Here is a 13,198-nt window from a genome sequence, read left to right as displayed (position 1 = left end):
CAGATTTATAATAGGTAACACTTAGTACTATGCTCGTCATTTGGATAGTACATTTATGCAGTATATACACGCGCTATCTCCATTAATTCGGCATAATTGACAATAAATTGTTCGTATGGTTTCTCCCACGTTTTGACCATAGAGGTATTTAGCGGTATAATCGGTAGATTTAGGAACGATAGAACTCGTTCGGTTGCTTGTGACCATTGCTGAGGATTGGCAAAATCGTCTTCGTAGATAAGATCCATGTGGGGAATCGGAGCTAGCAATGCTGCCTCACGTTCACTGAGACGACGATCTTGTTCGAGTAATTGCCGAAAGTGCTCAGTATCGATGTGTATTGTTTCCTTGCGTTGTTGGCTTTTTCCGTAACTATGTGGAATGCGTGTGGCGAAAAGCACCGCTTCAGAAAGTACGCGCTGTATAGCATTGCGGCGACGAATGGAGATAACCCGCCAATTTCGCTCAGTTAGTCGGTACAATAGATTGTTCATTTCTTCATTCTGATGAACCATGAGCTTGAAGCCGACAACCGGTCGAAAGGCAGTAACAGAGATCCAGTTAAGATAAAGTAGTGGGTAGCGGAAAGCGAAGGGTTTAAATGGTCGTCTTGCTATGAAGTTCCAGCGTCCTTCGTAGAACAATTCGCTGTGGCATCGAATTTGTGGGTGAGAGTTCAATAAGGTGGCAAGTAAGGTACTACCAGTTCGCCGCATTCCGAAAATAACGAAACGATGATTGTTCATGCTAAATAATTTCTCTATAATTATCAATGTATTACTAACAGAAAATGAGTATGATCATTAAGTTTGGTGTTGGTTTCCAGCTAAGCTACTAACAACGTTGTTGAGTATACCAGACGAGAGGGATGATTGTCAATACAACCATTCTGAACAGCAAAAGAAGGTTCTTTGATTATTACAAAGTGAGATTGCTGAGTTCTGCTAACCGGCTTCTGTATTAGCACAATTGCTTGTGCTGTAAACTCGCAAATACTCGAACATACTGCCACTACGACTCGTATCATACGAGTATGATACGATATACTCGGAGCGAGCAATCTGTAAACGTTCTAGCTTATGAGGTTCTTATGAAACGTCTATTCATCGGTTGGCTCTGCCTGTTGCTCTTTGCCGGTTGCGCAAGTCCTGCTGCACCTGCGCCGACCCCAACCACAGTTGTCGCCTATCCCGTTCCTCAGGATTATCCATCTCTGCCTACTACGAGCGTTTACCCGGGACCGTCGGCGGATGAAGGTCAACCAACGATGCTGACCTTTTACATTGTTGAGCCGGTGCGTTCTACTGATAGCCAATTAAAAGGCGGCGGACCATCGCAGGCACCGATTCGAATTGTTAATTTGTCACGTGATGGCTCAGTGATCGCAGAAACAGCCATCGGCACCGACGGTCAATTTAGTGTTCCGCTGCACGATGTTGCTGCGGGCGATTCGGTGGCAATTGTTTTTAATGATCAAGTGGCCTCATCGTATACACGCGAACAGTTGCAACCGTTTAGTATTCAAACGCTACCCTCCGGTGAGTTGGTAATGAGCAGTGTCATCGTAGTCCCATAGTCTTCCTCTACTCCCCCTGTCGGGGGCGGTATTGGATTGCTTCGGCCACATGCACCGCTGCTACCTGTTCGGCGCCGGCGAGGTCGGCGATGGTGCGGGCCAGCCGTAATACTCGGTGGTAGCTGCGCGCCGAAAGGTTGAGCCGCTGGACGGCGGCTTTGAGCAGCGCTTGACCCGCGTTGTCTGGGGTACAGAAGGCGCGGATTTCGGCTGGGCCGAGGTCAGCGTTGCCGTGGCAGCGTGGGTGACCGCGTAATCGTTCGATTTGCCGCTGCCGAGCAGCAGCGACCCGCTCGCGCACGACCGCTGATGACTCAGCGGGCAATTGGTTGCTTAGTTTGTCGTAGTTGACCCGTGGCGCTTCGACGTGAATGTCGATCCGGTCAAGAAGTGGGCCGCTAATTCGACGTTGGTATCTGCTTACGAGCAGTGGCGAGCAGGTACAGGTGCGTTCGGGATCACCGTGCCATCCGCATGGACAGGGGTTTTGTGCAGCTATCAGCATAAACGCCGCCGGGTAAGTGATGCTGCCATGTGCGCGGCTAAGCGTTACTATGCGATCTTCGAGCGGTTGGCGCAAGACTTCGAGCCGGTGGCCGAATTCGGGCAGCTCGTCGAGGAAGAGAATGCCACGATGGGCGAGCGAGATCATCCCCGGCCGCACTCGACTGCCGCCGCCGACTAGCCCGGCAGTTGAGATCGTGTGATGTGGCGCACAAAAGGGGCGTTCACGGATGAGCGGTGTATCGCGTGGCAGTTGACCGGCGACGCTGTAAATTTTGGTCACTTCGAGCGCCTCGGCAAAACTGAGCGGCGGCAAGATTGAGTGCAATGCCCGTGCTAGCATCGTTTTGCCTGAACCCGGCGGCCCGCTCATCAGCAGATTGTGCCCGCCAGCAGCGGCAACTTCTAGCGCGCGTTTGACGTGCTCTTGCCCGCGCACGTCAGCAAAGTCAACCGAAACGGTGGGCAGAGTGGGTGTAAATCCGATCCTGCCCTCGTATGGTCGAATTGTGCGCTCGCCACTGAGATGCTCGATCAGCTCGCGCAACGAATGAACCGGCATAATCCGCAACCCTTCGATCAGCGCGGCTTCGGCAGCATCTTCAGCGGGCAGGTACATTGTGGTTATGCCATGGGCGCGTGCTACTGCTGCCATTGGTAAGATGCCGTCGGTGTGGCGCAGGGTGCCGTCTAACCCTAGCTCACCGACGAAGACTGCATCGCGGGTGTCGGCATCGAGTTGATCAGTTGCAATCAGCAGCCCTAGCGCAATTGGCAGATCGTAGGCCGGGCCTGCCTTGCGCAGATCAGCCGGCGCTAGATTAGCGGTGATGCGGCGCATGGGGAAGCTCATACCGCTGTTGCGCACTGCCGAACGCACGCGCTCGCGGCTTTCTTGGACGGCGGCATCGCCTAACCCTACAACGCTGAATGCGGGTATGCCGCTGGCGACATCAACCTCGACCGCAACGATGATACCGTCAAGACCGATGACCGCACAACTATGGACTTGCGCAAGCATAGTTCCTCCAAGCTAAAGGCGCGGAGTGAGCAAAGGCGCCAAGCATGCGAAGAGCGCGAAGAGTGCGAAGGTGGGTTTTTTTATTTTTGTTGTAAGAATACGGCATTGCTGCCCCGAATAACGTATAGGTCTCGTAGGCTTCATTGCCAAGCTGATACGTTCTCTACTATAGATACCGCGCGAGATTAACAAAAGATTCGCGGTGAGATAACATTTGCTAATTCTTTTCTAGTTACGCTGCCTCTATCTTGTCAATCAGTATGATATGCAATATAATGAACTCACGGTTCAAGCTATTGAATGAGCGGGAGGCGAGCGATGGAGATGGAGTATTCGCTGGCGCTGGCGCTGGAGGATTACCTCCCGGTGATCTTTTCGCTGATTGGGGTGTGGTTTATTGCCCGCACGGTGTCCCAACTTGACCGTGGATTGGGGATGATGGCGTTTGCCGGTTTGGGTTTGTTGGCGGTTGGCGGCATTCTTAAGGCGACGTGGAAGTTGCTGATGGCGCTCAATGGCACTGATGTGCCGCTGTTTAGCCAAGCCCTGTTCCCGATGATTGCCCCCGGTTTCGCCCTGATCTCGACTGCTGTCTATGGATACACGCGCCAATTGCGTGGCAAGCCGGCTATAAGCTGGTTGTGGCTGATTCCAGTGCTCGTGATTGCGCTAGTTGGGGGTGGTTCGGCGTTGATTGCATCAAATGGCGGGCCGTGGCGGGTGCCGCTGATTATGCTGGCAACAATCGGGAATGTGGCGCTCCTACTGATGCTGGCTGTTGGTGCTTGGCGGCGCAATATGCGTGGAATTGCGGTTGTGTTTGTGGTGGTGTTGCTCGTCGTGATCGGTATGTCGCAGATGGCAAGCAATGTGCCGCAGACGATTGCCGTGCAGTGGTTTGAACAGATCGCACAGACGTTGGCGCAGCTAGCGTTTTGTTTGGGCGCATGGCAGTTGACACGACGGATGGCGCAAGAGGCGCCGGTGCGGCGGTTGGCGGTCGGGATGGCGTCGTAGGGGCGAATGGTTATTCGCCTCTACGAGGATGACGCTTCGATTTGTCGCACAGTGCTGCGCCGGCTGCGCCGGCGTGGCTGCTCTTCCGACGGGAACAAGGCGTCTAACGCGGCGGTAATAGCTGCATGTTCGGCTTGCACCCCGCTGGTATGTTGCTCGAACCAATCGCTGTGCCGCCATGTCAATGCGAGCGGCGCGACGCGGCGGATGTCTTCGGAGTTGACGACACTGCGGAAATCGGCGGCAGCACGCGCTCGTGCTCCTTCGAGCAAGGCAATTTCAGCCCGGTGCGAAGGGATGCGCAATTGTTGTACAAGCGCCAGTGTTTGCTCCTCTAATTCAGGTGGGATGGTAACGTGTGGTAAAATCTCGCGTGCAGCCATAATCTCTTCGGCGAGGGCAGCAGTTTGGGCAGCGTAGGCTTGCCGGAATCCCGTTGGATTGGCCCGAAAATCACGTGCGCGGCGGTAGATTTCAAGCCGCGCACGGTGATCGGTCACCGGCGCAACCCAGACTCGCAGGCCGAAGCGGTCGAGGATCTGTGGCCGCAATGAGCCTTCTTCCGGGTTCATCGAGCCGATTAACACAAATTGGCTGGGGAAGAGACGCACCATTGCGCCGCGCCGCACAAAGGTACGGCCTTGCGCCGCTGCATCGAGAATGGCGTCAACCACCGCTTGATCGAGCAGGTTGATTTCATCAACGTACAAGACGTTGCCGTGAGCGCGCGCGAGGATGCCCTCTTCCAAGCGCACTACCCGTTGCTCGAGCGCAATGCGCTCGTTGATCCCTCCTACCACATCTTCCAGCCGGGCATTGAGCGGTAATTCGATCAATCGCATCCGCTCGACCACTGGCTTACCTTCGCCGTCAGCCGGCTCACGAGTGACCAGTGGCATCAGATCGAGTAGGCTGCGCACTGCCGTCGTCTTGCCGACGCCGTAAGGGCCACTAAGCAGTATGCCGCCGATCTGTGGGTTGATCAAACCGAGGATGAGTGCGGTTTTGAGTTCGGTTTGGCCGACCATTGCTAGCAGCGGAAACGGATGGATGTCGTCGGTCATGGGGTTATCCGGCTACACACAGCTCTTCCGTCATTAGCGCCTTTGATGATATTATCGCACACTCGCAGGAATGATGCGTTGAGGAACTGTTTCCGCTCGCCGATGGTCATTGCGAGTCACCGGAGGGGTCAAGCATGCGCGGCTGGGTACTATGAGCTGTGGCGTTCCTTTCGCGCAAGCAAGAGATTGCTTCGGGGGCGACGCCCCCGCGCGATGACAGCAGGGGTGTTACAACAGCTCGATCTCGTATCGCAAGAGCGGACAATCAGGCCGCTGACGCTCGATGAAACTGACGACCGATTCGAGCTGGCGTTGGGCATGCACCTGATCGGTTGCCACCACCGCCACACCGAGGATCGCGCTCTGCCAGCGGTTTTGGTCATCGACTTCAGCCACCGAGACATTAAATTCGTTGCGGATGCGGGCAATCAGCGAACGTAACACCTGCCGCTTCTCTTTCAACGATTGGGCCGCGGCAATGTGGAGATGGATAGTGCAAGAACCGATAATCATCGCCGTCTAGATCAATTGAGACTATTCCAACCGCCTAACATACTCTGCGGATCAATTCGCTGGGGGCCGCGCGGCAAGATCGCGAGCTCGGTGCGCAGCGCCTTGATCAGACTGCGCAAGCGGGCAGTCACATCGGCTTCGAGCCAACGTTGCTTCTGGGCCGGATCGATGTGCAATCGGTCGGCAAGCGCATAACTTAGCCGGATCGGTTCGAGTGGCAACTCTTCAACGTCGATCTCAACCCCGGTAATGGCGGCGACCCGCTCCCAATAACGCCGATACACGGCGCGCAATTCGGTGGCGGCAGCAAGGGTTGCATCATCAACCCGATCGGGCAACAGTTTGACTTGGGCCACCAGATAGGGCGCTTGTTCGACGATTTGGGAGATGCGAAAGCGCTGCTGACCAACCACTTGCAGCAGATAGCGGCCATCTTCGAGGCGGAGATACTCTTGAATTACAGCTACGGTGCCGACGTCATAAGGTTCAGGCGCAATCGCCATGCGCCGGCCCTCGATCACCTCGTGGCCCCGCCGTAGCAAGACAATTCCAAATGGTTGATTGGTCGACAAGCAGCGCCCAATCATCAACCGGTAACGCTCCTCAAAGATGTGTAAACTCATCGTGCCGCCGGGGAAGAGCAGCGCGCCAAGCGGAAACAAGGGCAAGGTCTGTTCCATAATTAGCCATCCGTCCACGTGCAGGTCCAGACGGTGGTTTCGGCTAGCCCAAGGTTGAGATCGATCACCAATTCAACCTCTGGGCCGGACATCGTCTGCACCAAAGTTGTTGCGTCAAACGGCACCGGTGTGCCACGCAGCATCACCGGCACGGTTCCGATGCGCAGATCGAGCAGATCGGGGCGTAATTCGACGGCGCTGGCGCCAATAGCGGCCAGCAAGGCTCCCCAATCGGACGAATTGCGCCGGCAGGCCGCGCGTACCGAACCGGATCGCGCCACCGTGTGGGCAATGGTCTGCGCAGTAGCTTCATCAATTGCACCCTGCACCACCACCTTTATCACTTTACCAGAACCGGCAGCATCGCGCACGATCTGGCCAGTCAAATCGGCGCAAAGGTAGTCGAGCGCCTCTTGGAAGACACCATATTCCCACGAACTCGAGTCAGTAATCGGCGGATGATCGATCGCGCCGTTCGCTAAGATGATCACGCTGTCGTTGGGACTGCAATCGCCATCGATATTGAGCCGGTTAAACGAACGTGACACGCTTTGGTGGAGGGCGCGTTGCAAGAGTGGCTGGCTAATTGCCAAATCAGTGGTAATCAGCACGAGCAGCGTTGCCAGTCGTGGGTGGATCATGCGGGTGCCTTTAGCCATGCCGGCGAGAGTAAAGCGGGGGCCATTGCGCAACGAAACGCGCAATACCCGCTCTTTGGGGCGAGTGTCGGTGGTCATAATAGCAAGAGCAGCGCGGCGGCCACCGTTACTGTCAAGCTCGCTCACGGCGCGGCGAATGCCGTTGCGCATCCGTTGCATTGGCAACGGCACCCCAATAATTCCGGTTGACATGAGTAGTACCGAATCGCGCGGCACTTCCAGCTCATCGGCAGTGATCTTAGCGCACTCGATGGCGTCATTCAGACCGGCTTGGCCGGTGCCGGCATTGGCTTGACCAGCATTAATGAGGACGGCTCGGATAGCGTCGTGATTGCGCAGCAAGATGGCTTGGCTGAGGAAGACCGGCGCCGCCTTGAACACGCTGGTGGTAAACAGCGCCGCAGCCCGGCACGGGGTCTGCGAATAAACGAGTGCCAGATCACGCGCTTTGCTACCCTCTTTGAGGCCGGCCGAGACACCAGTCGCGCGAAAGCCGGTTGGGCTAGCGATGTGACCATCTTCAAAAATGGTGAAGTTCATAGCGGCTCTACATCAACAAGAACAGTGTTAGTTTACCACACCCGGCAGATCAATCCTTTGAGATATTCCGATTCAGGAAAACTGAGCAATACCGGATGATCGGGCGCTTGGGCCAGCCGTTCGAGAATCTGCACATCGCGTCCGGCATCAACGGCAGCGCCAAAGATAATCTTTTGAAAGAGATCAGCGGGAACCAATCCCGAGCAGCTAAATGTGGCGAGAATACCACCCGGCCGGATCAGGTGCAACGCCTGCAAGTTGATATCTTTGTAGCCGCGAGTGGCACGTTCGAGGTGGACCTGCTGGTACACAAACTTCGGCGGATCGAGAATAACGGCGTCGAATTGGCGCTGCTCAGCGCGGTAACGGCGCAACACCTGAAACGCATCACCTTCGACAAACTCAGCCGGAGTCGTCACTTTGTTGAGACGCAGATTTTCGGCGGCTAGCGCCAGCGCATCGGCGCTCGTATCAACGAGGGTCAGGCGCGCCGCGCCAGCTTTAGCGGCAGCCAGCGCAAAGCCGCCGGCATACGAAAAACAATCGAGTGTATCGGCGCCGGCGCAGTAGGCCCCTACGCGGGCGTGGTTAATGGCCTGATCGAGATAGATGCCGGTCTTCTGACCGGCAGGCAGATCGGCGAACATGCGTATACCACTGTCCGGCTGGCCAAGCGCCGTGATTGGCGTCACCGGCAAGCGCGGTGGCATTTCACCCCAGCGTAAGCCAACCGCCGGCGGTAACCCCTCTTTTTCGCGCACATCGGCATCGCTACGCTCGTAGATGCCACGTGGCGCGATTAAATCGGCTAACGCCGCCACTACCTGCTCGGCGCGCACCGCCATAGCCTGCGTCAGCAGTTGGATGGCGAGATAGCAGCCGTAGCGATCGACGATCAAACCGGGTAAGCCATCCGCTTCGCTAAACACCAGCCGGCAAGCGATGGCTGGATCGGTCAGCCAGCGCTCCCGCCCGCTCACCGCGCGAGCGATCGTCTCGCGTAGCCACATCTCATCAAGCGGCTGGGACTTATCCCACGTTGCTAACCGTACCCGCAATTGTGAGCGTCCGCTCCAGAAACCGCGTGCCAACCAACTGCCATCGCTGGCGTAGACATCAACCACGTCGCCGGGAGCGGGGTTGCCGCGCACGTGAGCGATCGCGCCAGAGAAGACCCATGGATGCCGCTGGATGATCGGCCGTTCTCGGCCAGCATGGACAGTAACAGTTGCCATAGTAGACTAACTCTATCACGCGCCTGCGGCATGGTCAAGCGGCAGGAAGGGCCGGTTGCTTTACCGCAACGGACGCTGAGAAGGAGGGTTACTGCTAAGGGTGCGGAGATGATTTTGTACTGTAGGGAGCGCCGAAGGCGTGGGGAGGGTCGAGGAGCGCGGACCGCTAGCCCGCCGGAACACTCTCCCGCCGAAGGTGCGGGGGGCCGATGTCTTTGCGAGGAGCGATAGGGTATAGCGACGCTATGCCTCGCCCCCGAAGCAATCTCCCCCTCAAGCGCCAGCGAGCACTGGAGGGAAATCATCGCTCTCACACACTCTGCAACTACGTTTCATGCTAGAACAGCGACTGCATGCTGTGCTATCAGTTCTGGTGCTGTTCCTCTGGGCCAAACTTGGCCTTTGCGTTTATTGTCTCGCACGCAGCGCTCCCGCGCACGCCGGTAATTGCTTCGGGCGCTTTACGGTTATGGAGTGCGACAGGATCCTGCTGCACCAGATATGCGATACTCAATACCGCCGGCACCCCACTTTGTCCAACATCAGACTCATCAACATTTGTTATGATACAGGTATCACCCGCGGTTGCAAGCTAAAGGAGCTGACAATGCAATATACCCGCTTTGGTTCGACCGGCATGCACGTTTCACGTATCTGCCTCGGTTGTATGAGCTACGGTTCGCCGGCGTGGCGCGAATGGGTACTCGACGAAGCAGCGAGCCGCCCGTTTATCTTTCGCGCGCTCGAACTCGGCATCAACTTCTTCGATACCGCCGATATGTATTCGCTAGGGGTGAGTGAAGAGATTTTGGGTCGCGCGATCCGTGATTCGGGTGTGCGCCGTGACGAGTTGGTCATTGCAACCAAGGTCTACCAGCCGATGAGCGACCGGCCCAACGACCGCGGCCTCTCGCGCAAGCACATTATGCAGGCGATTGATGCCTCGCTGCGCCGGTTGGGAATGGATTACGTCGATCTCTACCAGATTCACCGCTGGGATTACGAGACGCCGATTGAAGAGACGCTGGAGGCGTTGAACGACGTAGTGCGGGCGGGCAAAGCGCTCTATATCGGCGCGTCGAGCATGTTTGCGTGGCAGTTGGCGAAGGCGCTAGGCATTCAGGAACGGCGCGGCTGGGCACGATTCGTCTCGATGCAAAATCATCTCAATCTCGTCTACCGCGAAGAAGAGCGCGAAATGCTCCCCTTGTGCCGCGACGCGGGGCTAGCAGTTATCCCGTGGAGTCCGCTCGCGCGTGGTTTTCTCACCGGCAACCGGCCCCAAGGCACTGGCGCAGCAACGGTACGCGGTCGTTCCGACACCATTTCGCACGCGATGTACGATGCCAGCGACTATGTGATCGTTGAGCAGGTGAGCGAAATTGCCCGCGAGCGTGGGGTGAGCAACGCTCAAATCGCGCTGGCGTGGCTGTTGCACAAGCCGGAAGTGACGGCGCCAATCATCGGTGCCACCAAGATGTACCAACTCGAAGAGGCGGTTGCTGCGCTGGATGTGCAATTGACGCCAGAGGAGATCAAGCGGTTAGAGGAACCATACCGGCCAAAGCCGATCCGCGGTCATGCGTGAGCGTGCGCAGCAGTGGAACTGCTGCCCGCCATATTGTTGACAGGCATATCCTATGCAATTACCCATCACTCCCGCCGACATCTTGGCCGCCCGCCGCCGCATTGCCGGTATCGTCCAACCGACGCCGCTCGAACTCAGCCGGCCGCTGAGCACGCTGATCGGGGCTGAGGTCTGGCTCAAGCTAGAATTAGCGCAGGTCACCGGCAGTTTCAAGCTGCGCGGCGCGGCTAATGCGCTGCGCCAACTGCCGCCGAGCGCGCATATCGTGGCCTGTTCGGCAGGCAACCATGCCCTCGGCGTCGCCCATGCCGCCGCGATGACCGGCCATGCCGTCACGTTGGTCGTGCCTGCTACTGCCTCGCCAGCTAAAATCGCTGCGCTGCACCGGTATCCGGTTGAGTTGATCTTGTATGGTGATGACTACGCCGCCGCCGAAGCCGAGGCATTGCGGCTAGTCGCCACCAACGGCTGGCAATTCGTCTCGCCCTACAACGATCCAGCCGTGATCGCCGGCCAAGGCACGCTGGCGGTTGAAGTGTGGGAGGAGTTACCCACAGCCGATACAGTGATCGTTGCGGTTGGCGGCGGCGGGCTGGCTAGCGGCGTGGGTATTTGGGCCAAATCGCTCGACCCACGCATTAGGGTGATCGGCGTGCAAGCGGCAGCATCGGCGGCAATGGCGGCAGCCTTGCACACTGGCAAAGTTGTTCCCATGCCCGACGAACCGACCTTGGCCGATGGGCTGGCCGGCGGTATCGATCCCGCTACCATCACGCTGCCGATCTTGCAGCAGACCCTCGACGAGATGGTGCTGGTTGAGGAAGCCGCGATTGCGCGAGCGATGCGCTGGCTGCTCGACGAACACCACCTGATCGCCGAGGGTAGCGCCGCCGTGCCGCTAGCCGCTCTCTTGGAAGGGCAAATCGGCGATCTGCGTGGGCGGCAGATCGTCGTGCTGATCTGCGGGCGCAACGTCGCTAGTGCCACCTTGCAGCAGATCGTGATGGGCGGGTCATCTGTTCACATCCGTATCTGATTTGGGTTCATAGGACGCGGATTCTCACAAATCAAGCAAGAGGGGTCGACCCGATTTTTTCCTCCGTGTTCCATTCTTACCCTTGCCAAAGTTCGGTCTAACGGCTGATCCAACCTGCATTGACAGACGCTTGCCGGCATGCTATGCTGCACGAGCAAGGGTATTATGTATTCCGGTCAGAGGAGGCAACCATGACACACATCACTGGCATACTCACACTTACAACGGTCGTGATGGTGTCGAGCGACTCCGCTGACGTAGGAGGGGCTTCACACAGCGCAGGCTAAACAGGCAAACACCTGTCTACCGGCGGGCTGTGGGAAGCTAACAAGAGCCTACAGCCCGCCATTGTTTTGAGGCTGTGGCGCAACCGGCAAACCACAGCCTCTTTTGTTCCCTCCACCTAGTGGGCGTTCGACGGAGCGGGTTCTCGCAGCAAGCGTGAAAGGAAGTTTGAGATGACGGATTACAACGCCATCGTTACCGCCGCCGATCGTAACCAACAGTCAGAGGTGGAGGGAACTGCCGTGATTATTCTAGAGCGTGATGGCTCGTTATCATACCATCCGCCCAAGCGCGGGCGGCAACAACAAGCATCCGCAACACTGGCCGCAGCGACGCCAGACGAACTGCCGCCAGCGTCGTTGATCGAACGGATTGTGAGTATGGCCTTTGATCTACTGGGTGTGAACCGGCTGGAGGTGCGCATCGATGAGTCGTAAAGCAGCAGAACTGATCGAACCAGCGTCGGCCACCGCCACCAACCGACTGACCGGCACCGTCTTGCGGGCACAAAGCGGCTTCTTCTGGGTCAAGACCGAGCAGGGCATCCTCGAATGTCGGCTGCGCGGGCGGCTCAAGAAAGAGCGTCAAGCGACCGATCTGGTTGTGATCGGCGATCAAGTCGAGGTGACACCGGTCGGCAATGGCCAAGGCGCGATCGAGGCAGTCTTGCCGCGGCGGAGCCGGCTGGCGCGTCGGGCCGCCGGGCCGCGCGGCGCATACAAGGAAGATGTCATCGTCGCCAACGTCGATCAGGTCTTGCTGGTCTTCGCTTGCGCCAAACCCGAATTCACGCCGCGCATGCTCGATCGCTATCTGGTGATCTGCGAACACAGCGAATTACCGGTCATCATCGTCGCCACTAAGATCGATCTGGTCGGGCGAGATACGGCGGCAGCTATGTTCAAACCCTACGAACAGATCGGCTATCCCGTCGTCTACACCAGCATCATCAGCGGCGAAGGCATCGCCGATCTGCGCGAGCGGCTGATCGGCAAGATCAGCGTTGTCACCGGCAAGTCAGGCGTTGGCAAGAGTAGCCTGCTCAACGCGATCAAACCCGGCCTCAACCTGCGTACTGGCGAGGTGAGCGAACGGTTGACAAAAGGTCGTCACACCACCACCGTTGCCGAACTGATACCACTTGATATGCCGGGGGGCGGCTACGTCGCCGATACGCCGGGCATTCGCGAGATCGGTTTGTGGAACGTGCCGGCGGAAGGTTTAGCGTGGTGCTTCCGCGAGTTCCGCCCATTTTTGGGTGATTGCTACTTTGCCGGTTGCACGCACCGGCACGAACCGCATTGCGCCGTGCGCGCGGCGGTCGAGCGCGGCGAGATTACGGCGGCGCGGTACGACAGCTATGTGCGTTTGATGCAGAGTGAGGATGAATAAACGCGAAAGCGCGAAGGAAATCGAACGCAAAGGCGTGGGGAGAAAAAGAAGATTTGATGGCTTGGTGGCATAAAATAAGTTCGTACTT

13 protein-coding genes are annotated in these 13,198 nt (G+C 57.4%); 6 read left to right on the top strand and 7 right to left on the bottom strand.

Annotated elements, in window-relative coordinates; all coding sequences use genetic code 11:
* Positions 1 to 53 precede the first annotated feature (53 nt).
* The gene (locus Q1A00_RS13570; protein WP_299757323.1) at positions 54 to 746 is read right to left on the bottom strand and encodes a sulfotransferase; all 693 of its coding nucleotides are present in this window, start codon (positions 744 to 746) and stop codon (positions 54 to 56) included.
* Between the two features lie 344 nt (positions 747 to 1,090).
* Between Q1A00_RS13570 and Q1A00_RS13565 the strand changes: the two genes are divergently transcribed.
* On the top strand, positions 1,091 to 1,576 hold the full coding sequence (locus tag Q1A00_RS13565; protein ID WP_298402482.1) for a hypothetical protein: 486 nt from the start codon (positions 1,091 to 1,093) through the stop codon (positions 1,574 to 1,576).
* A 7-nt stretch (positions 1,577 to 1,583) separates the two neighbouring features.
* Here the strand turns inward: Q1A00_RS13565 and Q1A00_RS13560 are convergent, their stop codons facing one another.
* Entirely contained in the window at positions 1,584 to 3,101 is a 1,518-nt protein-coding gene (locus Q1A00_RS13560; RefSeq protein ID WP_298402484.1) for a YifB family Mg chelatase-like AAA ATPase, read from the bottom strand.
* Between the two features lie 318 nt (positions 3,102 to 3,419).
* Here Q1A00_RS13560 and Q1A00_RS13555 point away from each other — a divergent pair, with 318 nt between their 5' ends.
* Positions 3,420 to 4,118, top strand: coding sequence for a hypothetical protein (locus Q1A00_RS13555; RefSeq protein ID WP_298402486.1), 699 nt, complete (start codon positions 3,420 to 3,422; stop codon positions 4,116 to 4,118).
* 20 nt (positions 4,119 to 4,138) lie between these two features.
* Here the strand turns inward: Q1A00_RS13555 and Q1A00_RS13550 are convergent, their stop codons facing one another.
* The 5 genes from Q1A00_RS13550 to Q1A00_RS13530 form a co-directional block, all read right to left on the bottom strand.
* Positions 4,139 to 5,182, bottom strand: coding sequence for an ATP-binding protein (locus Q1A00_RS13550; RefSeq protein WP_298402488.1), 1,044 nt, complete (start codon positions 5,180 to 5,182; stop codon positions 4,139 to 4,141).
* Between the two features lie 228 nt (positions 5,183 to 5,410).
* The gene (locus Q1A00_RS13545) at positions 5,411 to 5,695 is read right to left on the bottom strand and encodes a DUF503 domain-containing protein (RefSeq protein WP_298402490.1); all 285 of its coding nucleotides are present in this window, start codon (positions 5,693 to 5,695) and stop codon (positions 5,411 to 5,413) included.
* An 11-nt stretch (positions 5,696 to 5,706) separates the two neighbouring features.
* Entirely contained in the window at positions 5,707 to 6,375 is a 669-nt protein-coding gene (locus tag Q1A00_RS13540) for an LON peptidase substrate-binding domain-containing protein (protein ID WP_298402491.1), read from the bottom strand.
* Between the two features lie 2 nt (positions 6,376 to 6,377).
* Positions 6,378 to 7,574, bottom strand: coding sequence for a bifunctional glutamate N-acetyltransferase/amino-acid acetyltransferase ArgJ (gene argJ / locus Q1A00_RS13535; protein ID WP_298402492.1), 1,197 nt, complete (start codon positions 7,572 to 7,574; stop codon positions 6,378 to 6,380).
* Between the two features lie 32 nt (positions 7,575 to 7,606).
* Positions 7,607 to 8,809, bottom strand: a complete 1,203-nt coding sequence (locus Q1A00_RS13530) for a class I SAM-dependent methyltransferase (protein WP_298402493.1) — start codon at positions 8,807 to 8,809, stop codon at positions 7,607 to 7,609.
* A gap of 607 nt (positions 8,810 to 9,416) precedes the next feature.
* Between Q1A00_RS13530 and Q1A00_RS13525 the strand changes: the two genes are divergently transcribed.
* From Q1A00_RS13525 to rsgA, 4 genes are all read left to right on the top strand, one after another.
* Positions 9,417 to 10,397, top strand: a complete 981-nt coding sequence (locus Q1A00_RS13525) for an aldo/keto reductase (RefSeq protein WP_298402495.1) — start codon at positions 9,417 to 9,419, stop codon at positions 10,395 to 10,397.
* Between the two features lie 52 nt (positions 10,398 to 10,449).
* Positions 10,450 to 11,433 carry a threonine/serine dehydratase gene (locus Q1A00_RS13520; protein WP_298490242.1) on the top strand — a complete coding sequence of 328 codons (984 nt, stop codon included), beginning with the start codon at positions 10,450 to 10,452 and terminating at the stop codon, positions 11,431 to 11,433.
* A 458-nt stretch (positions 11,434 to 11,891) separates the two neighbouring features.
* Entirely contained in the window at positions 11,892 to 12,155 is a 264-nt protein-coding gene (locus Q1A00_RS13515; RefSeq protein WP_298402499.1) for a hypothetical protein, read from the top strand.
* The gene (rsgA, locus tag Q1A00_RS13510) at positions 12,145 to 13,110 is read left to right on the top strand and encodes a ribosome small subunit-dependent GTPase A (RefSeq protein ID WP_298490240.1); all 966 of its coding nucleotides are present in this window, start codon (positions 12,145 to 12,147) and stop codon (positions 13,108 to 13,110) included. The genes Q1A00_RS13515 and rsgA overlap by 11 nt, the downstream gene beginning before the upstream one ends.
* Positions 13,111 to 13,198 lie beyond the last annotated feature (88 nt).

Origin of the sequence: uncultured Chloroflexus sp., from assembly GCF_938091255.1 — a bacterium.
GTDB lineage: Bacteria > Chloroflexota > Chloroflexia > Chloroflexales > Chloroflexaceae > Chloroflexus.
The sequence above is the reverse complement of the archived record's forward strand: the minus strand, read 5'-3'. Positions and strand labels throughout refer to the sequence as shown.

Excerpts from the sequence above, each read along its gene's own strand:
- Q1A00_RS13570 (WP_299757323.1), bottom strand. The coding sequence starts at position 746 with ATGAACAATCATCGTTTCGTTATTTTCGGAATGCGGCGAACTGGTAGT.
- Q1A00_RS13565 (WP_298402482.1), top strand. The coding sequence starts at position 1,091 with ATGAAACGTCTATTCATCGGTTGGCTCTGCCTGTTGCTCTTTGCCGGT.
- Q1A00_RS13560 (WP_298402484.1), bottom strand. The coding sequence starts at position 3,101 with ATGCTTGCGCAAGTCCATAGTTGTGCGGTCATCGGTCTTGACGGTATC.
- Q1A00_RS13555 (WP_298402486.1), top strand. The coding sequence starts at position 3,420 with ATGGAGATGGAGTATTCGCTGGCGCTGGCGCTGGAGGATTACCTCCCG.
- Q1A00_RS13550 (WP_298402488.1), bottom strand. The coding sequence starts at position 5,182 with ATGACCGACGACATCCATCCGTTTCCGCTGCTAGCAATGGTCGGCCAA.
- Q1A00_RS13545 (WP_298402490.1), bottom strand. The coding sequence starts at position 5,695 with ATGATTATCGGTTCTTGCACTATCCATCTCCACATTGCCGCGGCCCAA.
- Q1A00_RS13540 (WP_298402491.1), bottom strand. The coding sequence starts at position 6,375 with ATGGAACAGACCTTGCCCTTGTTTCCGCTTGGCGCGCTGCTCTTCCCC.
- argJ (WP_298402492.1), bottom strand. The coding sequence starts at position 7,574 with ATGAACTTCACCATTTTTGAAGATGGTCACATCGCTAGCCCAACCGGC.
- Q1A00_RS13530 (WP_298402493.1), bottom strand. The coding sequence starts at position 8,809 with ATGGCAACTGTTACTGTCCATGCTGGCCGAGAACGGCCGATCATCCAG.
- Q1A00_RS13525 (WP_298402495.1), top strand. The coding sequence starts at position 9,417 with ATGCAATATACCCGCTTTGGTTCGACCGGCATGCACGTTTCACGTATC.
- Q1A00_RS13520 (WP_298490242.1), top strand. The coding sequence starts at position 10,450 with ATGCAATTACCCATCACTCCCGCCGACATCTTGGCCGCCCGCCGCCGC.
- Q1A00_RS13515 (WP_298402499.1), top strand. The coding sequence starts at position 11,892 with ATGACGGATTACAACGCCATCGTTACCGCCGCCGATCGTAACCAACAG.
- rsgA (WP_298490240.1), top strand. The coding sequence starts at position 12,145 with ATGAGTCGTAAAGCAGCAGAACTGATCGAACCAGCGTCGGCCACCGCC.